The sequence below is a fragment of the Devosia sp. Z11_6 genome (assembly GCF_058133665.1).
On sequence record NZ_JBYUNQ010000004.1, the window covers coordinates 368,951 to 393,719 of the forward strand.

General features: G+C 60.9%; 22 protein-coding genes and 2 tRNA genes. 18 read left to right on the forward strand and 6 right to left on the reverse strand.

The features are described 5' to 3' along the window. The first annotated feature begins 746 nt into the window (after positions 1–746). From AC3YMN_RS14040 to AC3YMN_RS14060, 5 genes are all read left to right on the forward strand, one after another. Entirely contained in the window at positions 747–1,124 is a 378-nt protein-coding gene (locus AC3YMN_RS14040) for a hypothetical protein (protein WP_489890463.1), read from the forward strand. Between the two features lie 173 nt (positions 1,125–1,297). After that, entirely contained in the window at positions 1,298–2,599 is a 1,302-nt protein-coding gene (locus AC3YMN_RS14045; protein WP_489890464.1) for a pilus assembly protein TadG-related protein, read from the forward strand. A gap of 47 nt (positions 2,600–2,646) precedes the next feature. Further along, a complete protein-coding gene (locus AC3YMN_RS14050; protein WP_489890546.1) occupies positions 2,647–3,135 on the forward strand; it encodes a TadE family protein in 489 nt (162 codons plus the stop codon). A 3-nt stretch (positions 3,136–3,138) separates the two neighbouring features. Continuing rightward, positions 3,139–3,654 carry a TadE/TadG family type IV pilus assembly protein gene (locus tag AC3YMN_RS14055; protein ID WP_489890465.1) on the forward strand — a complete coding sequence of 172 codons (516 nt, stop codon included), beginning with the start codon at positions 3,139–3,141 and terminating at the stop codon, positions 3,652–3,654. Between the two features lie 1,248 nt (positions 3,655–4,902). Further along, positions 4,903–5,061, forward strand: a complete 159-nt coding sequence (locus AC3YMN_RS14060) for a hypothetical protein (RefSeq protein ID WP_489890466.1) — start codon at positions 4,903–4,905, stop codon at positions 5,059–5,061. Between the two features lie 378 nt (positions 5,062–5,439). Here the strand turns inward: AC3YMN_RS14060 and AC3YMN_RS14065 are convergent. Then, positions 5,440–5,516, reverse strand: a tRNA-Arg gene (locus AC3YMN_RS14065). A 368-nt stretch (positions 5,517–5,884) separates the two neighbouring features. On the opposite strand from AC3YMN_RS14065, the gene AC3YMN_RS14070 reads away from it, so the two are divergent. The 8 genes from AC3YMN_RS14070 to AC3YMN_RS14105 all read left to right on the forward strand — a co-directional run bounded on the left by AC3YMN_RS14070 (position 5,885) and on the right by AC3YMN_RS14105 (position 14,612). Further along, positions 5,885–7,129 (forward strand): ABC transporter substrate-binding protein, encoded by a 1,245-nt coding sequence (locus AC3YMN_RS14070; protein WP_489890467.1) that lies wholly within the window; start codon positions 5,885–5,887, stop codon positions 7,127–7,129. Positions 7,130–7,229: 100 nt separating this feature from the next. Next, on the forward strand, positions 7,230–8,174 hold the full coding sequence (locus AC3YMN_RS14075) for a carbohydrate ABC transporter permease (RefSeq protein ID WP_489890468.1): 945 nt from the start codon (positions 7,230–7,232) through the stop codon (positions 8,172–8,174). A 9-nt stretch (positions 8,175–8,183) separates the two neighbouring features. Continuing rightward, positions 8,184–9,083, forward strand: a complete 900-nt coding sequence (locus AC3YMN_RS14080) for a carbohydrate ABC transporter permease (RefSeq protein ID WP_489890469.1) — start codon at positions 8,184–8,186, stop codon at positions 9,081–9,083. A 4-nt stretch (positions 9,084–9,087) separates the two neighbouring features. Beyond that, entirely contained in the window at positions 9,088–10,179 is a 1,092-nt protein-coding gene (locus AC3YMN_RS14085; RefSeq protein ID WP_489890470.1) for an ABC transporter ATP-binding protein, read from the forward strand. Positions 10,180–10,248: 69 nt separating this feature from the next. Continuing rightward, complete coding sequence (locus AC3YMN_RS14090) at positions 10,249–10,998, forward strand: sugar phosphate isomerase/epimerase family protein (protein ID WP_489890471.1); 750 nt, start codon at positions 10,249–10,251, stop codon at positions 10,996–10,998. 5 nt (positions 10,999–11,003) lie between these two features. After that, a complete protein-coding gene (locus AC3YMN_RS14095; RefSeq protein WP_173087538.1) occupies positions 11,004–12,152 on the forward strand; it encodes a Gfo/Idh/MocA family protein in 1,149 nt (382 codons plus the stop codon). A 131-nt stretch (positions 12,153–12,283) separates the two neighbouring features. Further along, a complete protein-coding gene (locus tag AC3YMN_RS14100) occupies positions 12,284–13,339 on the forward strand; it encodes a sugar phosphate isomerase/epimerase family protein (protein ID WP_489890472.1) in 1,056 nt (351 codons plus the stop codon). 115 nt (positions 13,340–13,454) lie between these two features. Further along, positions 13,455–14,612 (forward strand): Gfo/Idh/MocA family protein, encoded by a 1,158-nt coding sequence (locus AC3YMN_RS14105; protein WP_489890473.1) that lies wholly within the window; start codon positions 13,455–13,457, stop codon positions 14,610–14,612. Positions 14,613–14,872: 260 nt separating this feature from the next. Here the strand turns inward: AC3YMN_RS14105 and AC3YMN_RS14110 are convergent, their stop codons facing one another. From AC3YMN_RS14110 to metC, 3 genes are all read right to left on the reverse strand, one after another. Further along, the gene (locus tag AC3YMN_RS14110; RefSeq protein WP_173087540.1) at positions 14,873–15,178 is read right to left on the reverse strand and encodes an ETC complex I subunit; all 306 of its coding nucleotides are present in this window, start codon (positions 15,176–15,178) and stop codon (positions 14,873–14,875) included. Between the two features lie 28 nt (positions 15,179–15,206). Further along, positions 15,207–15,283, reverse strand: a tRNA-Pro gene (locus AC3YMN_RS14115). 92 nt (positions 15,284–15,375) lie between these two features. Further along, the gene (metC, locus tag AC3YMN_RS14120; RefSeq protein ID WP_489890474.1) at positions 15,376–16,566 is read right to left on the reverse strand and encodes a cystathionine beta-lyase; all 1,191 of its coding nucleotides are present in this window, start codon (positions 16,564–16,566) and stop codon (positions 15,376–15,378) included. Positions 16,567–16,777: 211 nt separating this feature from the next. Here metC and AC3YMN_RS14125 point away from each other — a divergent pair, with 211 nt between their 5' ends. The 5 genes from AC3YMN_RS14125 (at position 16,778) to AC3YMN_RS14145 (ending at position 22,565) form a co-directional block, all read left to right on the forward strand. Beyond that, the gene (locus AC3YMN_RS14125; protein WP_127752581.1) at positions 16,778–17,794 is read left to right on the forward strand and encodes an amino acid ABC transporter substrate-binding protein; all 1,017 of its coding nucleotides are present in this window, start codon (positions 16,778–16,780) and stop codon (positions 17,792–17,794) included. 165 nt (positions 17,795–17,959) lie between these two features. Then, positions 17,960–19,495 (forward strand): amino acid ABC transporter permease, encoded by a 1,536-nt coding sequence (locus AC3YMN_RS14130; protein ID WP_489890475.1) that lies wholly within the window; start codon positions 17,960–17,962, stop codon positions 19,493–19,495. A 4-nt stretch (positions 19,496–19,499) separates the two neighbouring features. Further along, complete coding sequence (locus tag AC3YMN_RS14135) at positions 19,500–20,627, forward strand: amino acid ABC transporter permease (RefSeq protein WP_489890476.1); 1,128 nt, start codon at positions 19,500–19,502, stop codon at positions 20,625–20,627. A gap of 3 nt (positions 20,628–20,630) precedes the next feature. Continuing rightward, complete coding sequence (locus AC3YMN_RS14140; protein ID WP_127752584.1) at positions 20,631–21,431, forward strand: amino acid ABC transporter ATP-binding protein; 801 nt, start codon at positions 20,631–20,633, stop codon at positions 21,429–21,431. Positions 21,432–21,524: 93 nt separating this feature from the next. Further along, on the forward strand, positions 21,525–22,565 hold the full coding sequence (locus AC3YMN_RS14145; protein ID WP_489890477.1) for an amino acid ABC transporter substrate-binding protein: 1,041 nt from the start codon (positions 21,525–21,527) through the stop codon (positions 22,563–22,565). 6 nt (positions 22,566–22,571) lie between these two features. Here the strand turns inward: AC3YMN_RS14145 and AC3YMN_RS14150 are convergent, their stop codons facing one another. Together AC3YMN_RS14150 and cls are read right to left on the reverse strand one after the other, a co-directional pair. Beyond that, positions 22,572–23,288 carry an alanyl-tRNA editing protein gene (locus AC3YMN_RS14150; RefSeq protein ID WP_489890478.1) on the reverse strand — a complete coding sequence of 239 codons (717 nt, stop codon included), beginning with the start codon at positions 23,286–23,288 and terminating at the stop codon, positions 22,572–22,574. Between the two features lie 8 nt (positions 23,289–23,296). Beyond that, complete coding sequence (gene cls / locus AC3YMN_RS14155; RefSeq protein ID WP_248305255.1) at positions 23,297–24,748, reverse strand: cardiolipin synthase; 1,452 nt, start codon at positions 24,746–24,748, stop codon at positions 23,297–23,299. Positions 24,749–24,769 lie beyond the last annotated feature (21 nt).

The window sequence follows — 24,769 nt, forward strand, 5'->3', positions numbered from 1 at the left end:
ACTCGGATGCAGCGCGAGATCAGCTCGCGATGATCTACTTCCATAATTGCTCCCATTTGTCCGCGCTGGAGCATCACTTCCCGCCGGCCGCTTCCAATGGGGTGGGGTAAAGACCCCAACGGGGGTGTTGGGGTCTAAGTGGGTGGGTGTAGCTAGGGCCACGATGGGCAGTCGCTACCATCAGTGCCGCCCAGCCTTAGGGGCTGCAGGAGCATCGGTCTGGCCTCCGGCTCCCCACTACAACGCGGGCCTAAGCCGTTCAGCGGCGACTTGGAAATCAACAACGTTCTGGCCAACATTGCGATGTGCGATGCTGGACGTGTAGGTTAGCGCAATAGCGCGCTCGATCATTTCTTCCAGCTCAACTGAAGTTGGATCGTTGTAAGGTAGGACTACTAAGGCCTGCTCGAGGAAGCCCCTGACCAGTGTCATACGTGTTGGCAAATGGAGCCCCCGTTCGCTGCGTTGAGTACATCGTTGGAGCTACATCGTTAGAGCTGCCGTTTGCTCGTACCCCTAACGGCTCAAGCGCAGTTTTAAACGCGCTTGATGCTGATTGTACGCGACCCCGTTCCGGCAGCCGAGAAGTGCCGGAGTCGGCCCATGTCCATTGCCATTGTTCCAAGCATTCAGACCTGAGCCAGGGCGTTGAAGCAGCTGCATCCGGAGAGCACGGAAGCTCCGCGTAAGGACCGATGCTGTACGCCAGGCGCTGCAGGCCAAGCAGCTGGTGCGCAAGAGGTTCGGTGAGCGGCACTGATCCCGGCACCGCCATGGGCAAGAACCCGCCATCATCCATGTTCTACCTAACTCGCCTGGGCGAAGCGGCAGCCTCTGGCATGTTCGTCGTGTGCAGCTGCCAACTGTGCCGGCGCTCGCGCATCTATCTGGCAACGGACCTGCTGGAAATATACCACCCCAACTCGTTCGTCCGTGATCTGTTCGGCGGCCGATGCCCGCAGTGCCAGAGCGCCGACTTCTGGCGGGCGCGTGAGAGACACGCGACCAACAGCGATGTGGGGATGCTAACCGTTAGGCGGCTGGCAGGGGTGAAGACAACACCGTTGTGGCTGGATGAGCTTTATTCGGCGCCGCGTAAGTCGGCACGATTCCAAAATGGGTAAAGCAGCATCCGCGATCTGGATCGCGATTGCGAGCCAAACGATCCGGCTGTGCGTAGAATGCTTAAGGGTAGGCCCAGCAACACCAGAGTTAACCCGCAGTAAACCGTGATTTGTTAGATTTCGATAGGGCAGCGCCCTCATGAGAGGGCCTGCAGGTGCGTCGAATCAAGAACTTGATCCAAGAGTTCAATCAAGCAACCAACGGAAACGTCGCTGTCCTTACAGCATTCTCCTTGATTCCCATGCTGGTCCTCGCTGGCGGCGCAACAGATGTCGCGCGGCACGAGTCGTATCGCGTTCAACTTCAGGATGGCGTCGATCGCGCTGTCCTTGCGGCGGCATCGCTCAGTCAAACCCAACCGATCGAAGCTACGGTGGGTGAGTACCTCAAGTCCTTGCCGTTTATTGCTGATGTGGATGTGCGGGTTGATGCAGATAGTTCAACAAATCACCGAGAGGTAACTGTCACCGCGACCTACAATATGGAAACGGCGTTTCTGCGCCTGATTACCATAGAGAGCATAGACGTGACCGCTAGGGCTACAGCGGTGGAAAAGCGGCAGAACATCGAGATTTCCCTTGTTCTAGATGTCTCCGGGTCCATGCGGAACGGCTCGCCATCCCGTATTCGCCTTTTAAAGCCCGCAGCTAAGCAGTTCATTGAGACTATTCTGAACGAAGAAAGTGCCGCCTACACTTCGGTCAGCATCGTCCCCTATGCAGGTTCAGTAAACCCAGGAGCTATGGCGTTCGGGGGACTTGGCACTCCGCGACGGCACAACCATTCGTCCTGTGTTGAGTTCACCGCGGGGGACTACGCAACCGGCGTTATCCCGTTCAACCAGCGCACACAGGTTGCTCACTTCACTAATTCTCATCAGGGTGTTTCTTACCCTGGGCTAGGCTGGCCCTGGTGTCCCCTGGAGGATACCTCCATAAGCTACATCACCAACGACGCGAACTACCTCAAGAGCCGTATCGACTCTCTGATAATGTATGACGGAACTGGTACTGCTATTGCCGTTAAGTGGGGCATGCTGCTGTTAGAGCCCGCCGCTCAGCCTTTGATGGCGTACGCCGCTTCCCACGGGATGGTGCCGGCAGAGTTCTCCAACCGTCCTGCCCGGTTCGATGACCCGAACACGATAAAGTTCATCGTTCTGATGACAGATGGTGACATTACCGAGCAGCGCCGGCCAAATGTTTATGACTTCCCACGAGCGAAAGAACAGGACAACTACACGTCGCAAAACAGGAACAGTGCTAGAGACAGCATGTATTCGGTCTGCAACCGGGCGAAAGCAAACAGCGTAATTGTTTTCACCATCGGGTTTCAGGTGAGTAGCCAAGGTCGGGCAGAGATGCAGAACTGCGCGTCGAGCATCAGCCATTTTTATGATGTCAACGGTATCGACATTGATGCGGCATTCAGATCTATCGCCACCGCTATTCAAAAAGTCCGCCTTACGGAATGACGGGGTTAGGGTTGCCACTGCGGCTAAAAACATTCGCCCGGGACGCCATGGGGGCGAGCGCTGTCGAGTTCGCTCTCGTTGCACCCCTTCTGTTCGCAGTTATATTCGCCACCATGGAGGCGGGTTGGACAATGCTGCAAACCATCATGCTGGATCGCGCTCTTGATATCTCCGTTCGTTCGCTCCGCATCGGAAGCATGGAGAATCCGACACATGGGGCGCTTCGCGATGAAGTTTGCGATGCTGCGATGATCTTGGTGGATTGCAATAGGAACCTGATCCTTGAACTTATCCCGGTCTTGAACAGCGAAAGCTACCCAAGCGATCAGGCGAGATGCGTGAACAGGAGCAGCACGGTTCAGCCAACAGTACGGTTCAACGCTGGGCAAAGATCGCAAACCGTGTTCGTCAGAGCCTGCTTTGTGGTGGATCCGTTAACGCCACTTTTGGGCTTGGGCCTGGCTCTGCCGAAGGATGAAAGTGGCGCATACCGCATCATCGGCAAAACAGCCTTTGCTAACGAACCCGGATCCTAAGTAATGATCCCTCGGTTCTTGGGCGACAATCACGGTGTAGCGGCCACTGAGTTTGCCCTGATCCTGCCTATCCTGCTCGCATTGTTCCTAGGCACAATTACCATTTTCGACCTGTTCCGCACCGCGCAGCGTGCCCACAAGGCGACGTTCACCATTGGAGACATTCTCTCTCGTCAGAGCGCAATTGACGATCGCCTAATCGAAGAGATGCTAGACTTGCTGGAAAACACTGTAGACGCGGCTGGGGATAGCAAGGTCAGGGTGAGCAGCATTTCCATGACTGGAGGAGCGCTGGTGCTGGACTGGAGCAAGCCCCAGCAAACCAGGGGAACGGCAGCTGACAGGGACATCCCATACAGCGTCATCCCTGATATGGCTGAAGGTGATTCCGTAATCCTCGTAGAGAGCTTCGTTCCTCACGTAGCGTTTGTCAGTGGCTTTGGAATCGATGAACTAACATACGAGAACCACTCGCTGCACAGACCACGGTTCGTCGGCAGGATTGCCTTCGAAGAGTAGCTTCCCCGCAGTCTGGGCGAACAGGTAAGCTGGTCACGGACTTGTAGGCGGCATGGATGTCCGCGCCCGTCATCTCTTTCTTCAAAGTAGCCGCACACAGCGATAAACCCATCAGGTGGGCAGGTCTAGGCACAAATCGACCAGTGCTTTGGCGCGCTCTAGGCAAACCTGCTCCCCTTCCTCCTCAGTTGCTGAGACTTTGGTTGGGAAGGGGGCTGCCGTGCCCCGCTCAGTGATTTCAGCTGTGAATAGCTTGTGTTTTAACAGCACGATGACGTGCCCTCGATAATATGCCAGCAAGGGCCACCTCATACACAGGTGCATCAGGAACGAGGGGCCCTCGGTCTTGGTTTCAGCTCGTTCTGGGTTCACTCATATCCGGGGAACTCCGCCAGTGTGCCCCACTCATCCTGCCACAACGAGCGCTCCCGCAGGCTGATCACCACGCGCTCAAACGCCCAAACCTTACGCAGGACGTCGGCGATTCCAAAGCAGCAGGGACGGGGTAGGGGCCCTGCATCCCCGCTTGAACCTTGTCACCTTGGGCGATCCAATCCGGCCAGTAGACGGATGCGACGGTGTCAGGGACAGTCAGGCCAAGATCCTCGAGAACGGCTGTATGGCCGCCAATGCCGACTGTGATTGCGTCAAAGGCGACTTCGTCGTCGTCATCTGTCCATTGGTAGATCGATTCCATCGGCGGACGGTATATCGGGGGGATCGGGGCGGGCAAGGACGACGGGGATGAAGGTGGCGCGTCAATCGTCGTCAAACTCGCCAGGCACAACTGCGCTAATCCTGCAGAACAGCGACTCTAGATCATTGACGCTGCGCTGCTCGAGCGTGATCTCCAGCCATTCTAGCCACTGCTCTAGCGTGCGGTCTCCTACTCTCGTTTGACCGTCATAAGGTGTGTTCTCTGCAGCCCATCGGACAAACGAGGCAACCTTCTCCGCTTCTTCCTTCTGGGCAGCGAGCGTGGTTAATAAGCGCCAACGCGCATCTTCAACAGCAGCCTCCCGGCGCGCCTTGGCCCTCAGTTCCTGTTTTCTCTCGGCTAGCTTCTGAGCCGCCTCCCGCTCCTCATCCCAAGCCTACAGGGCCACTGCCCCTTTTTTCAGGGCGCTAACTTGTTGCGGAGTGGCCGATATTCGCCGTCGATTTGGCGGCAGTCATCTCCATCGCTGATGTGGTCTCAGATGCCGTGGACTACGCGGCGATCATGGTGCCAGACGCTGAGGAGGCCTCATGAACCTCCCCACCCTCAACATGGCGGACTGGTCGATCCTCGACTATGAACTCGCTTTCGGCGGCATCCGCCACCTCAACGACGCCGCGGGTGGCTCCAGAACCAGCCGCGCTCTTTCAACTCAAAGCAGGGCGACTATCATCCCGGTGCTGACCTGATTGTGCGGGTAGGGGAGGAGTGGTGCGCCAACGCGATCGACGACGTGGTGAACAGCCTACGCGTCATCCGCTTCCAGGATCCGGAGGAAGATGACCGGGGCATACGGTTGATCATCCGTTACGAGGCTGACTATGGTGCCTCCGGCACTCCGGTGCTCGAACTGATCCGGATGGCGCTGCAACAGCAAGCTCAAGGCTCATAAGCGATATCGCCCCAGCGACATCGGAAAATGAGCCCCGGCCGAAAGGTCGGGGTTTTCTCTGTCCGAGTCGCGGAAAGGTGCGGGGGCCGCAGTTAATACCTAAACGCTTTCAATGGGCGGTTCTTGATCCAGGTGCGGGGGGGCAGGCACTGAAACCATTGACAAATCGAGGTTTTGGCGATCCCGGCAGGACTCGAACCTGCGACCAACAGCTTAGAAGGCTGCTGCTCTATCCAGCTGAGCTACGGGACCTCGGCCAAGCCCTCCTTTACCCGATTTCGGCCAGAAAAAAACCCGCCTCTTGGTCTCTGGCGCATCCATCTTTGTACGGGGCGTCGCGACAGCAGTCACCACGCGCAATTTTCGATCCCGGCAGGCGATGCTCCTAAGCTCCTGCTCGCAAGAACCCGGTTTTCCGAGGGTTTGCCATGCAAGTTCAAATGCACCTTGACAGCAATGAGGTACGTGTATGAAACTAATGCAATCGATTGCATAGGTCTCACGAACGCCAATGAAATCGATTTAAACGCGGCCAGCTCGGGATATCTCACAAGAAGATAACCTTGCGGCTGGCAGATTTGCGGAGCGGTTCGCTCCAGGATCCTTGGGAGGATGCATCTATGACAAAGTTTACCGTGGCTGCCGCGATGGCGGCTGCCTTGATGAGCTCGACTGCCGCAATGGCTGCAGAGCTGGAAGTCACCCATTGGTGGACTTCGGGCGGTGAATCCGCCGCCGTTGCCGAATTTGCCCGCTTGTTCGATGCGACTGGCAATCAATGGGTCGATAGCGCCCTCGCCGGTTCGGGCACCGGTGCCAACCCCGTCATCATCAGCCGCATCCTCGGCGGCAACCCGATGGGCGCCACCCAGATGAATACCGGCCGCGATGCCGAAGGCCTAATCCAGGCCGGCCTGATCCGCGACCTCACTCCCATTGCCGAGGAAGAGGGCTGGAAGGAATTCTACGCCGATCCAGGTCTCTTTGACGCCTGCACCTATGAGGGCAAGATCTACTGCGTGCCCGTCAATATCCACTCGTGGCACTGGCTGTGGCTCAGCACCAAGGCTTTCGAAACGGCTGGCATTCCCGTTCCCAAGGACTGGAATGAATATGCCGCGGCCATTCCCCAGCTGCGTGAAGCTGGCGTCATCCCCTTCGGCCTTGCTGCTGGCTGGCCGCTGAACGGCATCCCCGGCGTGTTGCTGGCCGACGTTGGTGGTCCTGAACTTTACGAAAAGGTCTGGGGCGAACACGACGCCGAAGCCGTTCGTAGCCCCGAGTTCCGCAAGGTTGCCGAAGCCTGGGCCACCATTCGCGATGCCGTGGATCCCGCTGAAGTCGTGCCCCAGTTCGGCGACGTCGCTAATCAGCTGATTGCCGGCGAAGCTGCCGCCAACATCCATGGCGACTGGATCCAGGGTGACCTGCAGGTCGCCGGCGCCGTTCCCGGCGAAGACTACGAATGCCTGCCCGGCCTGGGTCTGACCCAGCGCATCGAGGGTGGCGGCGACGCCTTCTACTTCCCGCAGTTGCCAGAAGGCACCTCGCAGGACGTCTTGGATGCTCAGGTGGAGCTCGCCAAGCTGCTGGTCAGCAAGGAAGCCCAGGTGGCGTTCAACCTCAAGAAGGGCTCCATGCCCATCCGCACCGATATCGACCTGTCGACGGCCAATCCCTGCATGCAGAAGGCCATCGCGATCCTCCAGAGCCCCGAAGGCCTGCTGCCTTCCGGCGAAACCCTGAACTCGAGCGACACCCAGCAGCAGCTGGACGACCTCAACCAGGAATTCTTCGCCGACAAGAGCTTCTCGGTTGACGACTACATCGAAGAATACGCTTCGATCATCGAGTCCGCCAACTAAGCTGGTCCTGCCGAACGGGGGCCGCCTGTAGCGGTCCCCACCGGCGCGGCGGGCGGCTCATTGGCCGCTTCGCCCAAGTTTTCGCTAAAGGGGAAGCGCTATGACCGACATCCGGCACGCTGGTGCTCTGGGTCGGCCGGTGGCGGCCGACAAGCCACCAGGATTCCTGCACAATTTGTTTGTGCGCAATATCAGCGCCAAGATTGCGGCGACACCCATGGTGGTGATCGTGCTGGTGGTGTTTATCGGCTGCACGCTCTGGAGCGTCTGGTTTTCGTTCACCGATTCACGCGCGCTGCCCAATGGCGCCTTTATCGGCTGGGAACAATATGAGCGGCTCTTTGCCGCCCGGCGCTGGCGCATCTCGGCCACCAATCTGTTGACCTATGGCATCTTCTCGCTGGTCTTCACCATGGTTGTGGGCTTCCTGCTCGCCGTGTTGATGGACCAGAAGATCCGCTTTGAAAGCGGCTTCCGCACCATCTTTTTGTATCCCTTTGCCCTCTCGGGCATCGTCACCGGCCTTGTATGGCAGTGGATCATGAACCCCACGCTCGGGTTGCAATCCACAATGCGGGGCCTCGGCTGGACCAATTTCACCTTCGACTGGATCACCAATACCGACATGGTGCTGTATGCACTTATGATCGCGGGTACCTGGCATGGCACGGGCTTTGTCATGGTGCTGATGCTTGCCGGGCTGCGCGGGGTGGACGAGGAAATCTGGAAGGCCGCGCGCGTCGATGGCATTCCCACCTGGCGCACTTACCTCCAGATCGTGCTGCCCATGATGCGCGGCGTCATCGTCACCACGCTGGTGATCGTGGGCTCGGGCCTTGTGCGCACCTATGACCTCGTTGTGGCACTCACCAATGGCGGCCCAGGCCTGTCTTCCGAAGTGCCCGCCAAATACGTCATCAACTACATGTTCAACGCTGGCAATCTGGGCCAGGCCCTGGCGGCCTCGACAGTGATGCTTGCGGCCGTGTTCGTGATCCTGATCCCCTGGATCGTCATCGAATTCGGACCCAAGAAGGCGCGCTAGGAGAACACCATGGCCACTATTGCCGCTACCGCCGAGCCCTTTGGTCCTCGCCCCCGTCCGTTTTTCACCCCAACCCGCATCATCATCTACGGCATCATCATCGTTGCGGCCCTCTATTACCTGCTGCCGCTCTACGTGATGATCATGACCTCGGTGAAGGGCCTGCCCGAGATCCGTCTCGGCAACATCTTCGCCCCGCCGCTCGAAGTCACCTTCGAGCCCTGGGTCAAGGCCTGGACCAGCGCCTGCACCGGCCTCACCTGTAACGGTCTGGCGCCCGGCTTCTGGAACTCGGTCAAGATCACGCTGCCCTCCACCGTCGTTTCGGTCTTCGTGGCCGCCGTTAGTGGTTATGCGCTCGTCAACTGGCGCTTCAAGGGTTCCGAGTTCTTCTTCACCTGCCTGTTGTTGGGTTCGTTCATCCCCTATCAGGTGATGCTCTACCCGATGGTGATGATCACCCGCGAGCTCAAGATCTTCGGCACGCTCTGGGCCGTGATCCTGGTGCATACCGTCTTCGGCATGCCCATCCTCGTGCTCCTGTTCCGCAACTACTTCGCTTCGCTGCCCCAGGAATTGTTCAAGGCAGCCCGCGTGGATGGGGCCGGGTTCTGGCGCATCTTCTTCCAGATCATGGTGCCGATGTCGCTGCCCATTTTTGCCGTGGCGATCATCCTCCAGGTCACCGGTATCTGGAACGACTTCCTGTTCGGCGTGGTCTTTGCCGGCACGCAGAACAATCCAATGACCGTGCAGCTCAACAACATCGTCAATTCGGCTCAGGGTGTGCGCGAATACAATGTCAACATGGCCGCGACGATCCTGACGGCAGCGGTACCGCTGATCGTTTATTTCGTCTCGGGCAAATGGTTCGTGCGCGGCATCGCCGCTGGCGCGGTGAAGGGATAAAGCAATGCAGAGCAGCGTTTCCATCAAGGACCTGTCGCTTAACTTCGGCGCCGTGCAGGTGCTCAAAAGCCTCGATCTCGAAGTCGGGCAGGGCGAATTCATCGTCCTGCTCGGCCCCTCCGGCTGCGGCAAGTCCACCTTGCTCAACTGCATTGCCGGTTTGCTCGATGTTTCGGGTGGCCAGATCTTCATCGGCGGCAAGAACGTCACCTGGTCCGAACCCAAGGACCGCGGCATCGGCATGGTGTTCCAATCCTATGCGCTTTATCCGCAGATGAGCGTGGAAAAGAACCTGTCCTTTGGCTTGCGCGTCACCGGCATGCCCAAGGACGAGATCCAGCGCCGCGTCGCCCGCGCCGCCGAGATCCTCCAGATCGAGCCGCTCCTGCAACGGAAGCCGGCCAATTTGTCGGGCGGCCAGCGCCAGCGCGTCGCAATTGGCCGGGCGCTGGTTCGCGACGTCGACGTCTTCCTCTTCGACGAGCCCCTTTCCAATCTCGATGCCAAGCTGCGCAGCGACTTGCGCGTCGAGATCAAGCGGCTGCATCAGCGGCTAAAGAACACCATGATCTATGTCACCCACGACCAGATCGAGGCGCTAACGCTGGCCGACCGCATCGCCATCATGCGCAGCGGTGAAATCCAGCAGCTGGCCGATCCGCACACCATCTACAACAAGCCTGTGAACCTTTACGTCGCCGGCTTCATCGGTTCGCCCTCGATGAACTTCATAAACGGCACCCTCAACGGCGGCGCTCAGCCTCACTTCGTGGCCGAAGATGGCACCCATGTTTCCATGGGCACCTATGATTTCGCCACCGCTCCCCAGGGCGCCACCAAGACCGTGCTCGGCGTGCGGCCCGAGCACATCGTGCTTGGCGATGCCGCGGCCGGCATGCCCTTCTCCACCGAAGTCGAGATCGAGATTGTCGAGCCCATGGGCTCGGACACGCTCGCCTGGACGCGGATTGCCAGCCACCCCGTCACCTTCCGCGCCGATAGCGATGTGCAGCTTCATGTCGGCCAGAAGCTGCTGGTTGGCTTTGATCCCGCTCGTGGCTCCATCTTCGACACCCAGAGCACCAACCGGCTCTGACAACCGCTTCGGCTCCGCCGTCCGGCGGGGCCGCCTATTCACGCCAGATTTTTCGAACAAGAGGCCCCAATGACCGAGTTGTCATTCCAGCTTTATAGCGCCCGCAACTACCCCGATCTCGATGACTTCCTCGCCAAGCTGGCGGCTCTCGGCTACACGCAGGTGGAAGGCTATGGCGGTCTTTACGCCGATGCGCCCGCCCTGGCGGAAAAGTTCAAGCGCAACGGCCTGTCCATGCCCACCGGCCACTTCGGTCTCGCCCAGCTGCAGGACACCGATACGACGCTCAAGACCGCGGAAATCCTCGGTGTGAAGCGCCTCTACTGCCCCCATATCGGCCCCGAGGGGCGCAGCGCAGACGAAAGCAAGTGGGTCGAGCTGGCGGAAACCCTTGCGGGTCTGGGGGAAACCTTCACCCGTGCAGGCTATGGCTTTGGCTGGCACAACCACGATTTCGAATTCGCGCCCACCACCAGCGGCCGCACCCCGATGGAAATCATTCTCGAAACCGCCCCTGCGCTCGAGTGGGAAGCCGACGTGGCCTGGATTGCCCGCGGCAAGGCCGATCCTGTGCAGTGGTTCGACCGCTATGGCGACCGCATCACCGCCGTCCACGTCAAGGACATTGCCCCCGCCGGCGAAGCCACTGACGAAGACGGCTGGGCTGATGTCGGCTTTGGCGTCCTCAACTGGGACCAGTTGATCAACGAGGTCACCAGCCGCACCAAGGCGCAGTATTTCGTCGCTGAACACGACAAGCCCTCCGATGCCGAGCGCTTTGCCCGCCGCTCCATCGCCACCGCCAAGAACTGGAAGTAACCGCTATGGCCAAGACCTTTGGCGTCGGCATCATGGGTGCCGGCAATATTTCGAGCGCCTATCTGCGTCTCGCGCCCCTGTTCAAGGGGCTCGAAGTGCGCGCGGTCGCCGACATCATCCCCGAAGCCGCCCGCAAGCGCGCCGAGGAGTTCGGTGTCGCCGCCCAGACGCCCGACGAGCTGCTCAAGAACAGCGAACTCGACGTGATCGTCAATCTGACCATCCCTTCGACCCATTATTCGGTGTCCATGGACATCGTTTCGGCCGGCAAGCACGCCTATTCCGAAAAGCCTTTCGTGCTCTCGCTCGAAGAAGGCCTCGCGCTCAAAAAGGCCGCGGACGAGCGTAATCTCCTGGTTGGCAGCGCGCCCGACACCTTCCTGGGCGGGGCCCATCAGCAGGCGCGCGACATCATTGATTCCGGTGCCCTCGGGCGCATCATGAGCGGCACCACCCATGTGATGAGCCGCGGCATGGAGCACTGGCATCCCAATCCAGATTTCTTCTTCCAGGTTGGCGCCGGCCCGGTGCTTGATGTCGGCCCCTATTACGTGACCGACCTCATCCACCTGATCGGCCCGGTCAAGCGCGTCTCCGCCTTCACCAACATGGCGCGCACCGAGCGTGAAGTGACGGCACCCGGTCCCTACCAGGGCACCAAGATCAAGGTCGGCACCCCGACCACGGTTCATGGCGTGCTCGAGTTCCACAACGGCGCCATCGTCACCATGGGCGCCAGCTGGGACGTGGCCAGCCACGGCCACCACAATATTGAGCTCTACGGCACTGAAGGCACCATCTATGTGCCCGATCCAAACTTCTTTGGCGGCGAACTCGTCACCACCGACATCGAAGGCACCAAGACCACGGTCACGCCCTGGGATCATCCCTTCGGCAAGGTCAACCAGGATCAGGATAAGCCCAATCCGCGCGCCAATTACCGGACAGCCGGCCTTGCTGACATGATGGCCTCCATCGAGGGCGGCTACCGCGCGCGTTGTGGCCTGGATGTCGCCCTCCATGCCGTCGACGTCATGACTTCGCTGCTCAAGGCCGGCGAAAGCGGGCAGGTGCTGACCCTCGCTACCACTTGCGAGCGCCCAGAAGCGCTCAAGCCCGAACAGGCCCAGGCGCTGCTCAAGGCGTCGGCTTGACACTGTCGCCGCGGGCGATAGCGTAACACCAACGAGGATCGGCGGCCGCGTGCCGCCGATTGCATCTGGGGAGCCCGAGCCGGCGGCATGACTCGCCCGGCTTGGGAAGGGAATAATCGAGGAGAAACTTCATGCGCACCATTAAGGGCCCAGCCATTTTCCTGGCCCAGTTCGCCGGCGACACCGCCCCCTTTAATGAGTTCGGCAGCATCTGCGCCTGGGCGGCGGGGCTGGGCTACAAGGGCGTTCAGGTCCCGACCGGCGTTGGCGCCATGATCGACCTCGAGAAGGCCGCAACCTCCAAGACCTTTGCCGATGAAATCGCCGGCATCGCCCGCGAAAACGGCGTCGAGATCACCGAGCTTTCGACCCACCTCCAGGGTCACCTCGTCGCCGCCCATCCGGTCTACGACACAATGCTCGATGGCTTTGCCCCGTCTTCCGTGCACAACAATCCCAAGGCGCGCCAGGAATGGGCCGTGCAGCAGATGCTTTGGGCCGCCAAGGCATCGCAGAACCTGGGCCTGACCGAACACGCGACCTTCTCGGGCGCGCTCGCCTGGCCGTTCCTGTATCCCTTCCCCCAGCGCCCCGCAGGTCTTGTCGAGGAAGCCTTTGACGAGCTCGCGCGTCGCTGGACGCCCATCCTCAACGCCTTCGACGAAGCGGGTGTCGATGTCTGCTACGAGATCCACCCGGGCGAGGATCTGCATGACGGCGTGACCTACGAGATGTTCCTCGAGCGGGTGAACAACCACCCCCGCGCCAATCTGCTCTACGATCCCAGCCACTTCGTGCTGCAGCAGCTCGATTATCTCGAATACCTCGATATCTACCACGAGCGCATCCGCATGTTCCACGTCAAGGATGCCGAGTTCAACCCGACCGGCCGCCAGGGCGTTTACGGCGGCTACCAGAGCTGGATCAACCGGGCAGGGCGCTTCCGCTCGCTTGGCGACGGGCAGGTCGATTTCGCCTCGATCTTCTCCAAGATGGCGCAATATGACTTCGCCGGCTGGGCGGTGCTCGAATGGGAATGCGCCCTCAAGCACCCCGAGGACGGGGCGCGCGAAGGCGCCGAGTTCATCAAGCACCACATCATCCACGTCACCGAGCGCGCCTTTGACGATTTCGCCGCCGCTGGCACCGACCAGGCCGCCAATCGGCGCATGCTCGGGCTCGAGTAAAGTCCAAGACCTTACATGGGCTCATTGAGGCCCTTCACCTCCCCCCTTGTGGGGGAGTCCGGGTGGGGGGTATCGCCCCCGAACACAGCAATCAAAGAACAAGGGGAGGCATTTCATGGCTGAAAACGGCGCAAGGCGCATTCGCCTGGGCATGGTTGGCGGCGGCAAGGGAGCCTTTATCGGTTATGTGCACCGCGTCGCCTCGCGCATCGACGGTGACTACGAGCTGGTGGCCGGCGCGCTCTCGTCGCGCCCCGATGTCGCCCAGGAATCCGGGCGCAATTTGGGGCTCGCACCCGACCGCATTTACACCAGCTTTGAGGACATGGCCCGCGCCGAAGCGGCTCGTCCCGACGGCATCGAAGCGGTCTCGATCGTCACCCCCAACCATCTCCATTTCGCCCCCGCCAAGGCCTTTCTCGAGGCCGGCATCAACGTCATCTGCGACAAGCCCATCACCTCGACCCTCGAGGATGCGCGCAAGCTCGCCGAAATCAAGCCGGCCAAATCAGCCAAGTTCCTGCTGACGCACAACTACACTGGCTATCCGCTGATCCGGCAGGCCCGCGAACTGGTGGAATCCGGCGCCTTGGGCACCATCCGCGTGATCCAGGCCGAATATCCGCAGGATTGGCTGACCGAACCCGTCGAGCAATCCGGCACCGCACCGGGCGCCGAATGGCGCACCGACCCTGAGCGCTCGGGCGCTGGCGGCGCGATTGGGGATATCGGCACCCACGCCTATAATCTCCTGCGCTTCGTCACCGGCCTAGAAACCGAAGCCGTGTCGGCCGACCTGACCTCCTTCGTTCCCGGCCGCAAGCTCGACGATAACGTCCATATCATGCTGCGTTTCGCCGGCGGCGCCCGCGGCATGCTCTGGGCTAGCCAGGTCGCCGTCGGCAATGAAAACGGCCTGCAACTGCGCGTCTATGGCGACAAGGGCGGCCTCGAATGGCGGCAGGACAACCCCAACTACATGTGGTTTTCCGAGTTCGGTAAGCCGCGCCAGCTGCTGACCCGCGGCGGCGCCATCTCCCAGGTCGCTGCTTCCACCATGAATGTGCGCATCCCTTCCGGCCACCCCGAGGGGTATCTGGAAGCCTTCGCCACGCTCTACAGCCAGTTCGCCGAAGTGATCCGCGGCAACGGGGAAGCTTACGAAGGCCTGCTCCCGAGCCTCGCCGATGGCGTCGAAGGCATGCAGTTCATCACCGCTTCGGTGCAATCAAGCCGCAATGACGGCAAGTGGACCAGGCTCAGCGAAGTATGAGAAGGCCTGGAGCTGGCACGCGACGCCTGAGCCAGGGCCGTACGCCCCGCTAGGCCTACCAGCCGGGGTGGCGCACCGCGCTAACCCCACCCACACCTGTCACCCCGGCCTTGAGCCAGGGCCCATCCCGAGATGCCTCGGGAAAGCTTCCCAACAACTACCCGCCTAGGCCGCGCATCAAAAAACCAAACCAGACGGGCGTGCAAAAACCCCCGCCATCACCGGCAGGGGCAGCCAACACCCCGTCGGCAATGGAACGCCTAGTGCGTCCAGGGTGCCTTGCGGTCGTGGCGGAAATTGTCGGGATAGCTCACGCGCTTGACGGTGGGCTCATGGGCCGGCTGCACCGAATAAGCGATGCCATTCTTTTGCGCATAAGCTTCGGCTGCTTCCAGCGTCTCGAACGAGAGGCGGATCTGCTGGCGCGTATCGGCCGAGCTGGTATAGCCCATCAGCCCTTCGATCGAGCGGGGAGTTGCCTGCTCATGCACCAGGACCCACTGCTTGGACTTGCCCTTGCCCGATTGCGTCGCGCTACGGGCAGGACGGTAAATGCGAGCGGTCATGGAACAACCTCAAGACTATGCGGTGCGATGGTCGGAGTACAAAGATTCGAACTTTGGACCCCCGGTTCCCAAAACCGGTGCTCTACCAGGCTGAGCTACACTCCGAGATCGCCGGGCAGTGGTTAGCCTGTTCCGGCGCAAAGGGCAAGGCACCCGTGCCCCTCATTTCACACTAATCGTGTATCACGCGATTTGGTTCACCGCGCGGCGCTATAGCGCTCCAGTGCCCGCGCGAGATCCGCCTTCAGATCATCGATCGACTCGAACCCGATATGGAGCCGCAACATATTGCCCTCCTGCGTCCACGGCACCGCCGTGCGGCTCCCAGCCGGCTTGATCGGCAGGCAAAGGCTTTCATACCCGCCCCAGGAATAGCCCATCGAAAACAGCGACAACCCATCAACGAACGCGGCGAGGGCCGCGCGCGGGGCAGGGGCCAGCACAATGCTGAACAGGCTCCCCGAGCCGGTAAAATCGCGCTGGAACAGCGCATGGTCGGGGTGGCTGGGCAGGCCCGGATGCAATACCGCCGCCACCTCAGGCTGCTCCTCGAGCCAGCGCGCCATCTCTAGGGCCCGCTCCTGGTGCTCCGCCATTCGAATCGCCAGCGTGCGCAAACCCCGTGCCACAAGGAAGGCTTCGTCCCCGGAGGTGAAAAAGCCCAGCAGTGTGCGTGTCTTCAACACATCGGCCCAAACGGCTTCTGTGGTGGAAATCGTGCCGGCAAACGCATCGGAATGGCCCACAAACATCTTGGTGCCGGCATGCATGACGATATCAGCGCCCAGCGCTAGCGGCTGGTGATAGAGCGGGCTCGCCCAACTATTGTCCACCAGCAGCCGCGCTCCCCCATCATGGGCAACCTTCGCCAGTGCGGGCAGGTCTTGCACTTCAAAGGTCAGCGAGCCCGGGCTTTCCGCCAGCACCGCCTTGGTGTTAGGCTGCATCATGGCGGCCAATCCCGCGCCGATCCGCGGATCATAATAGCGCGCCGTCACCCCCATTCGCGCGAGAAAGCCATCGGCAAACTTGCGCACCGGGTCATAAGCGCTGTCCGAGATCAGCACATCATCACCCGCCTTGACGCAGGCCAGGAGCGCGACGGTGATGGCTGCAAGGCCAGATGGGAGCAGGAGCGTGCGATGCGCGCCTTCCAGCGCCGTGACGACCGCTTCAACGCTGGCGGTGGTGGGATTTCCCGCGCGACCATACAAGAAGCGCTGCTCCTGGGCTTCTAGATCTGCCAGGCTGTTGAACAGTACGGTTGAACCGCGATAAACCGGGGTATTCACAAACCCGAACTGATCCTCGGGCGAGCGGCCAGCATGGGTGAGCAAGGTTTCGACGGACAGTTTCGGCGTCTCGTCGGATGAATTTTGGCGATGCATCTATGCTCACTTCCACGTCAAATCGCTGTTCTGACTAAATATACGCCAAATCATCGCGGGAGAGCTAGCTTGGGCTCTTGACGCAAATGGCTTTAGTCGGTTCGATGCATATCAGCATCAAAGCCGCCCAACCAAGCGGCGGTGCAACCAGAGCCGGGCGCCTGCGCCGAACGAGCTGTGGGACACTAGTCAGGAAACAAAAGGCAACCGAATGCACAAGACGCTCGTCAAGTTCGCTGTGACTGCCGCTTTTGGCCTCACAGCAACTGCCGCCTACGCCGATACGCTCGGCGACGTTAAAGCCAAGGGCTATGTTCAATGCGGCGTTACCGGCGGTGTTGCCGGCTTCTCGGCACCGGACGCCAACAACAAGTGGGCCGGCCTCGAGGTCGACTTCTGCCGCGCCGTGGCTGCCGCCATCTTCAACGACGCCGAAGCCGTCCGCTACACGCCCCTGACCTCCCAGGAGCGCTTTGCAGCTCTGTCTGCCGGCGAAATCGATATTCTGTCGCGTACCACCACCTGGACCATGAGCCGCGATACCGATCTGGGCATCAAGTTCATCGGCACGATTTATTATGACGGCCAGGGCTTCATGGTGCGCGAGGCCGATGGCATCGCTGCGGCCACGGACCTTTCGGGCGCTGCCATCTGCATCGAATCGGGCACCACGACCGAACTCAACGCCGCCGACTACTTCGCGGCCAACAATCTCGAATTCAACACCGTCGTCTTTGTGGATCAGGACGAAGTGGTGAAGGCCTATGAAGATGGCCGTTGCGACGTCTACACCACCGACGCTTCGGCGCTTGCTGCCGAGCGCTCCAAGTTCGCCAATCCTGACGAGCACATCATCCTGCCCGAGATCATCTCCAAGGAGCCGCTTGGCCCCGTGGTGCGCCAAGGCGACGATCTATGGTTCAACATCAACCGCTGGGCCTATTTCGCCCTGCTTGAAGCTGAAGAACTGGGCGTAACCTCCGCCAATGTCGACGAAATGCTGGGTTCGGACAATCCTGCCATCAAGCGCCTGCTCGGCGTTGAAGGCGATTTCGGCACCCCAATCGGCCTGACCAAGGACTGGGCCTACCAGATCATCAAGCTCGTGGGTAACTATGGCGAAGCCTTCAACCGCAATGTCGGTCCCGACACCGCTATCGGGCTGGAGCGTGGCCTCAATGCGCTGTGGACCGATGGCGGTCTGCAGTACGCCCCGCCGATCCGCTAAGCCTTGAAGTAACCAGCCGGCGCTTTCCCACGAAAGCGCCGGTTTTGATTCGAACCGACTATTGGGTTGCGGGAAGATTTGGTTTTTCTGCCATGCAGGGCCGACTGCCTTGTGCTGCCATATCCTTTTGCAACCCGGGTTCATCATGAAAGGACCGCATGCCACATGGCCATGCAAGAAACCCTCGGCACCAGAGCGCCGCGCAGCTCCTTGGTGAATGACCCGGTAATCCGGGGCATTATCTACCAAGTTCTCGTCGCGGCGGCGGTGATCGCCTTTTTCGGCTGGATCATTCTCAACACCGCCCAGAACCTCGCCGCCCAGAACAAAACCACCGGTTTCGATTTCCTGTTCCGCACCGCTGGTTTCGATATCAGCTTCACGCTGATCCCCTGGAGCCGCACGTCGCTCTATTGGGAGGCCTTTCTCGCCGGCCTGCTCAATACGCTGCTGGTCGCCGTGATCGGCATCTTCTTTGCCACGATCATCGGCTTTGCCCTCGGGATCGCGCGCCTATCTTCCAACTGGCTGATCGCCCGTGTGGCTACGGTCTATATCGAGACCATCCGCAACATCCCCCTGCTGCTGCAGCTTTTTTTCTGGTATTTCGCGGTGCTGAAGGCCATGCCGGCGGTGCGCGACAGCTTCCTCCTGCCCCTGGGAGTCTATGTCAATCAGCGCGGCATCATGGTGCCAAAACCCTTGCCGGACCACGAGTTCATCTGGGTTGCAGTGGCCTTCGCCCTTTGCCTCCTCGCCGCCATTGCTATCGGTGTCTGGGCCACGCGCCAGCGCACGCTTACAGGGCACTATCCTGCCGCCATTGTGCTGGCTGCCCGCATTGCCAATGCGATCGTCATGTTTGCCCTGGGCTACCTTGCCTTCGCCCTGATCGGCACGCTGCTGCCCGCCCTCGGCCAGCCGGCCGTTGCCGCGCTCGGCGGAGCCGTGTTGGCGGGCCTGACCTTCACAGCGCTAGGTCCCTATGCCGGCGCCTTCGTCGCCTTCGCCCTCAGCTGGATCGTCCTGGTCTTCCTGCTGCAGGGCATGTTCGCGTGGCTGCCTGCCGTGGTCATTTATGTCGGTGCGGCGCTTCTCGGGCTGACCGTCGGCTGGCTCACCCTGGTCCGCATCAGCGACACGCCCGCCGACGATAGCAAGTTTCCCACGGCACTGCCCATCCTGGTGGTCGCCGGCATTCCCCTGCTGCTCTACTATCTCATCGGTGCCGAGTTGGCCTTTGAAGTGCCCGAGCTGCAGCGCTTCAACTTCCGCGGCGGCGTCCAGCTGCCGCCCGAACTTGTCGCCCTGGTTTTCGGGCTGGCCATCTATACGGCCGCCTTTATCGCCGAGAACGTCCGTGGCGGCATTCGCGCCGTCAGCAAGGGCCAGACCGAGGCGGCCCAGTCGCTCGGCCTCAAGGAAGGTGATCGGCTGCGCCTCGTCATCATCCCCCAGGCCATGCGCGTTATCGTGCCGCCGCTGACCAGCCAATATCTCAACCTCACCAAGAACTCCTCGCTTGGCGCGGCTATCGGCTACCCCGAACTGGTGAACGTCTTCATGGGCACTACGCTCAACCAGACCGGCAAGGCCATCGAGGTGGTTGCCCTGACCATGGCGGTCTATCTCACCATCTCGCTGCTCACCTCGGCTTTCATGAACTGGTACAATGGCCGCGTGGCCCTGGTGGAGCGCTAGAACCATGACCACAGATCTCGGCTTTGTCCGCAAGGACTTCATCGCCTCCAAACCGGCTCCCGGCCGCACCGGCGGCCCGATCCTTTGGCTGCAGCGGAACCTCTTCGCCACCCCGACCGACGCGCTCTACACCATTATCGGGATGCTGTTCCTCCTCTGGGCCGTCCCGCCGATCTACAACTTCATCATCGGCCACGCCGTGGGGCCAACGGGCACCGTTCTTGAATGCCGCGCCGAAGGGGCAGGCGCTTGCTGGGCCTATATTTATGCCCGCTTCAACTTCTTCATCTACGGCTTCTACCCCATCGACCAGTACTGGCGGCCCAACCTCGTCTTTGCCCTGCTGGCGGTGCTCATCGTTTCGCTGCTGACGCCCGCGGCACCCTTCAAGCGCACCACGGCCCTGCTGTTCTTCCTGGTGTTCCCGGTGGTGAGCTTCTACCTGCTGCATGGCGGCGTTTTCGGCCTGCGCACCGTGCCGACCGGTGATTGGGGTGGCCTCATGGTCACGCTCATCATTTCGCTGGTGGGCATCATCTGCTCCTTCCCGATCGGCATCCTGCTTGCCCTCGGGCGGCAATCCAAGCTGCCCATCATCAAGACGCTCTGCGTCATGTTCATCGAGCTCTGGCGCGCCGTGCCGCTGATCTCGGTGCTCTTCATGGCATCGATCATGCTGCCGCTGTTCATGCCGGCCGGCACGACGGTGGACAAGCTGCTGCGCGCCTTGGTGGGCGTCACGCTCTTCACCTCGGCCTATGTGGCCGAAACGGTGCGTGGCGGCCTTCAGGCGCTACCGCGCGGGCAGTACGAGGCGGCGGCGGCCTTGGGGCTGGGCTACTGGAAGCGGATGTACTTCATCATCCTGCCCCAGGCGCTCAAGCACGTCATTCCGGGCCTGGTGAACAACTTCATTGCCCTGTTCAAGGATACGTCGCTGGTCTCCATCGTCGGCATCTTCGATCTGCTCGGCACCGTTCAGGCCGCCAGCGCCGACATCGATTGGGCATCTCCAACCCAGGCCGTGACCGGCTACATCTTTGCCGCCTTCATGTTCTGGATTTTCTGTTTCGCCATGTCCCGCTATTCGCTCTGGATGGAGCGTCGGCTGGATACCGGGCACAAGAGGTAAGTTATGAGCCAAGTTTCCGAAACCACGGTGGAACGTGATATCCGCACCGAGGGCATGCAGGTGTCCAAGACGGACGTGGCCATTGACGTGATCGGCATGCACAAATGGTATGCCGATTTCCATGTTCTGCGCGACATCAACCTCCGTGTCATGCAGGGCGAGCGCATCGTTATTGCGGGGCCCTCGGGCTCGGGCAAATCCACCCTGATCCGCTGCATCAACCGCCTCGAAGAGCACCAGGAAGGGCGGATCATCGTCAACGGCACCGAACTGACGGCCGATCTCAAGCGCATCGATGAGGTGCGCCGGGAAGTCGGCATGGTGTTCCAGCACTTCAACCTCTTTCCGCACCTGACCATTCTGCAGAACCTGACCCTCGCACCCATCTGGGTGCGGGGCATCCCCAAGGCTGAGGCGGAAGCCACGGCCATGCATTATCTCGAGCGCGTCAAGATCCCCGAACAGGCCAACAAATTCCCCGGCCAGCTGTCCGGCGGCCAGCAACAGCGTGTCGCCATTGCCCGCTCGCTCTGCATGCAGCCGCGGATCATGCTCTTTGACGAGCCGACCTCCGCGCTAGACCCTGAAATGGTCAAGGAAGTACTGGATGTGATGATCTCGCTCGCCGAAGAAGGCATGACCATGATCTGCGTCACCCACGAAATGGGGTTCGCCCGGCAGGTCGCTAACCGGGTCATCTTCATGGACCAGGGCCAGATCATCGAGCAAAACGAGCCCGAAGCCTTCTTCTCGGCGCCACAGCATGAGCGGACCCGTCTCTTTTTGAGCCAGATCCTGCATTAATGCCGCACGCTCTTTGGTGAAGATCAGCCACTGATGGATTGACCCACTGGCGGCCCGGTCCAATATGGGCGCGCAATGGAGCAAGACATCGTATTGAGCCGTTTTTCCAAGCTGTTGCTGCGGATTGCCATAGCGCTGGCAGGTCTTTGCGCGTTGGCGCTCGCCAGCACTGGCGCGGCGCAGGCGCAAACGCTGCAAACCGTGCGCGACCGCGGCTTTCTGATCTGCGGCGCCACCAGTCCCTTGCCCGGCTTTGCCCAGCAGGATGCCGAAGGGCGCTGGTCTGGTTTTGACGTCGATTTGTGCCGCGGCATTGCTGCCGCGGTGTTCGGCGACCCCAACCTCATCGAGTTTCGTGCCCTGCGCGGCGAAAGCCGCTTTGCCCCCCTCCAGACCGGGCAGGTCGATGTGCTCACCCGCAACGGCTCTTGGACGCAGCGGCGCGATACGCTCTTTGGCGCGAGCTTTGTTGCCACCGCCTTTTTCGACGGGCAAGCCTTCATGGTCCCGCAGTCGCTGGGCGTGGTTTCCGCCTTTGAACTCGACGAGATCAGCATCTGCGTGATCGATGGCGGCGAAGAGCTCGAGCGGGTGCAGGAATTCTTCTTCCTCAACCAGGCCAGCTATAACGAAGTGCCCTATGAGGACGTGGCCGATCTGGCGGTCGCTTATCGCGCCGGGCTTTGCCAGGCCGTCTCGGCATCAGGCCGCCAGCTGCAGGCAATGCGCCGCGATCTGCCCGAGCCGGCCAATCATCGCATCCTGCCCGAGCGCATTTCCAAGGAGCTGTTGGGCCCGGCCGTCCGCGCCGGTGACGATCAATGGTTCAACATCGTTAAATGGACCATCTTTGCCCTGATCAACGCCGAGGAGGTGGGCATCACCGCCCTTAACACCAATTCCCTCGCCAATGCCCGCACTCCCGCCGTGCGGCGCCTGCTAGGGGTGGATGGTGATTTCGGCACGCCGCTGGGCCTCCGGCGCACCTTCATGAGCGATGTTGTCCGCGCCATTGGCAATTATGCCGAACTTTATGACCGTCATTTTGGCCCACAGACCGGCGCGGCACTGCTGCGCGGTCAAAACGCGCTCTGGAGCAATGGTGGGCTCCTATATGCGCCCCCCGTCTTGTAGCGGAATCTAGTCGGCAAGAAGCAGGTTTACGCGCCTGTTCTGCTTGCCTTTATTCTCGATCTTGCCGATCCGCAGCGGCCCGATCTCGCTCGTATTGGCCACATGCGTGCCCCCACAAGGCTGCAGGTCGATCGAGCCGATCCGGATCAGCCGCACCCGCCCCTGGCCCATCGGCGGCTTGACATTCATGGTCTTGATCAGCTCGGGATTGGCTTCCATCTCCGCGTCGCTGATCCATTCCTGGCTGATGGGGTGCGCCGCTTCCACCATGGCGTTGAGCGCCGCTTCCACTGCCGCCATGTCCCCGGGCACTTCTGGCATCTGGAAATCCAGCCGCCCCTTATCCGCCCCGATCGAGCCGCCAGTCACGGGGAAGGGCAGGGCAACCGACAGCAGATGCAGCGCGCTATGCATGCGCATCAGCCGGTAGCGCCGCTCCCAGTCGAGCTCGAGCACAGCTTCTTCCCCCACCTCCGGCAGCGCCGCCCCAGCCTCGGGCACATGCACGATCTGCGTCTTGTCGCCATCGGGGTGAACGGCCGTCGCAATACTGATTGCCGAGCCTTCCGCCCGCTGCAGCGTGCCGCTATCGCCCGGCTGCCCGCCCGAGGTGGCATAAAACACCGTCCGGTCGAGCACGATCCCGCCTTCGGGCGTGATCGCCGTCACGGTGGCAGCGGTGGAGCGAAGATAGCTATCGTCGCGAAACAGGAACTGGGTCATCTCGGCACTCAAAGCAGGGGGGAAAGCAGGCGCGCCGCCTGCGTCAGGAAGCGCATGGGCAGGCTCCGGGTGGTCACTTCTTCCATGTCCACCTGCCGGCAGCCCTCGAAATCCTGGATCAGCATGGATTCCACCGCCTGGATCGATTTGGGATCGGCGAACCACAAGGTGATCTCGAAATTGATCGCAAACGACCGGTTGTCGAAATTGACACTGCCCACCGATGCGATCTGGTCATCCATCAGCACCACCTTCTGGTGCAAGAAGCCGTTCACATAGCGGTAAATGGACACGCCATGCTCCACCATCGCATCGGCATGGGCAATGCTGGCGAGCCATACCATCTTGTGGTCGGGGACATTGGGCAGCATGATCCGCACATCCACGCCCCGCAGGCGGGCGGCAAACAGCGCCGTGCGGATATCGGTGTCGGGCACGAAATAGGGGCTGACGATCCACAGCCGCTCGCGCGCCCGCCCGATGATATCGGTAAAGGCGATGGCGCATTCCTCGAGCTTGTCGGCCGGCCCGCTCCCCATCACCAGCACCGATTCATCGCCTGGTGTCTTGACCACTTCGGGGGGCGTCGAGGGCAGCACTTCCCCCGTCGCCCATTCCCAATCTTCGCGGAACAGCAGCGCGCAGCCAAGCGCGGCAGGGCCCGAGACCTTCACATGGGTATCGCGCCAATGGCCGAACCGCTTGTCGAGGCCGATATACTCCACCCCCACATTGTGCCCGCCCACCCAGGCTTCCTCGCCATCCACCACCACGATCTTGCGGTGGTTGCGATAGTTGATGCGGCTCGGCCCATACATGCGCAGGAATTTGTGCCGCTGGTTAAAGCCGGCAACGCTGATACCCGCTTCGCGCAGGCGCTTGCGATACTTCCGGGGCATCCCGGTGCTGCCCACATCGTCATAGAGCAGTCGGATCTTGACGCCCGCCTTGGCGCGCTCGATCAGCCGCTCTGCCAATTCCTGCCCCAGCGCGTCGTCGCGCACGATATAGAACTGCACGAGGAGATAAGACTTGGCCCGCGCTATCCCGGCAAAGATCGAGTCGAAGGTGGCCTGCCCATCGATCAGCAGTTCCACCTCATTGCCGTTGAGAAAAGGCACCTCGGAAACCTTGCTCTGCACCGGCCAGCGCTCACTGGTTTCCCGGTCGATCAGCGACAAATCCTTGGCCCGCAACGGCCGCGCCGAACGCCCGTTGCGAATGCGGTCGGTGGCGTAGTCGTCAAAAAACTTCCAGCCAAAGATCAGGTAGAGAAACGCGGTGGGGAAGGGCAGCAGCAGCAGCGACAGCAGCCAGGCGATGGAGCCCTGCGAGGTGCGGGAATTCATGATTTCGCGCACAGCGCAAACCAGCGCCAAGAGGTAGATGAGTGCGGACGCGATGGCGATCAGGTGCAGATCGGCCGCCACCATGTCGAGAATATCTATTAAACTAAACAATGCTGTGCCCGAACCTGTTGC

What these genes read in the sequence shown, in the direction of transcription:
- AC3YMN_RS14150 (WP_489890478.1), bottom strand. Translation starts at nt 23,288, where the DNA reads ATGACCCAGTTCCTGTTTCGCGACGATAGCTATCTTCGCTCCACCGCT.
- AC3YMN_RS14060 (WP_489890466.1), top strand. Translation starts at nt 4,903, where the DNA reads ATGAACCTCCCCACCCTCAACATGGCGGACTGGTCGATCCTCGACTAT.
- AC3YMN_RS14135 (WP_489890476.1), top strand. Translation starts at nt 19,500, where the DNA reads ATGACCACAGATCTCGGCTTTGTCCGCAAGGACTTCATCGCCTCCAAA.
- metC (WP_489890474.1), bottom strand. Translation starts at nt 16,566, where the DNA reads ATGCATCGCCAAAATTCATCCGACGAGACGCCGAAACTGTCCGTCGAA.
- AC3YMN_RS14095 (WP_173087538.1), top strand. Translation starts at nt 11,004, where the DNA reads ATGGCCAAGACCTTTGGCGTCGGCATCATGGGTGCCGGCAATATTTCG.
- AC3YMN_RS14055 (WP_489890465.1), top strand. Translation starts at nt 3,139, where the DNA reads ATGATCCCTCGGTTCTTGGGCGACAATCACGGTGTAGCGGCCACTGAG.
- AC3YMN_RS14070 (WP_489890467.1), top strand. Translation starts at nt 5,885, where the DNA reads ATGACAAAGTTTACCGTGGCTGCCGCGATGGCGGCTGCCTTGATGAGC.
- AC3YMN_RS14130 (WP_489890475.1), top strand. Translation starts at nt 17,960, where the DNA reads ATGGCCATGCAAGAAACCCTCGGCACCAGAGCGCCGCGCAGCTCCTTG.
- AC3YMN_RS14105 (WP_489890473.1), top strand. Translation starts at nt 13,455, where the DNA reads ATGGCTGAAAACGGCGCAAGGCGCATTCGCCTGGGCATGGTTGGCGGC.
- AC3YMN_RS14090 (WP_489890471.1), top strand. Translation starts at nt 10,249, where the DNA reads ATGACCGAGTTGTCATTCCAGCTTTATAGCGCCCGCAACTACCCCGAT.
- AC3YMN_RS14100 (WP_489890472.1), top strand. Translation starts at nt 12,284, where the DNA reads ATGCGCACCATTAAGGGCCCAGCCATTTTCCTGGCCCAGTTCGCCGGC.
- AC3YMN_RS14080 (WP_489890469.1), top strand. Translation starts at nt 8,184, where the DNA reads ATGGCCACTATTGCCGCTACCGCCGAGCCCTTTGGTCCTCGCCCCCGT.
- AC3YMN_RS14050 (WP_489890546.1), top strand. Translation starts at nt 2,647, where the DNA reads ATGGGGGCGAGCGCTGTCGAGTTCGCTCTCGTTGCACCCCTTCTGTTC.
- AC3YMN_RS14110 (WP_173087540.1), bottom strand. Translation starts at nt 15,178, where the DNA reads ATGACCGCTCGCATTTACCGTCCTGCCCGTAGCGCGACGCAATCGGGC.
- AC3YMN_RS14125 (WP_127752581.1), top strand. Translation starts at nt 16,778, where the DNA reads ATGCACAAGACGCTCGTCAAGTTCGCTGTGACTGCCGCTTTTGGCCTC.
- AC3YMN_RS14075 (WP_489890468.1), top strand. Translation starts at nt 7,230, where the DNA reads ATGACCGACATCCGGCACGCTGGTGCTCTGGGTCGGCCGGTGGCGGCC.
- AC3YMN_RS14140 (WP_127752584.1), top strand. Translation starts at nt 20,631, where the DNA reads ATGAGCCAAGTTTCCGAAACCACGGTGGAACGTGATATCCGCACCGAG.
- AC3YMN_RS14085 (WP_489890470.1), top strand. Translation starts at nt 9,088, where the DNA reads ATGCAGAGCAGCGTTTCCATCAAGGACCTGTCGCTTAACTTCGGCGCC.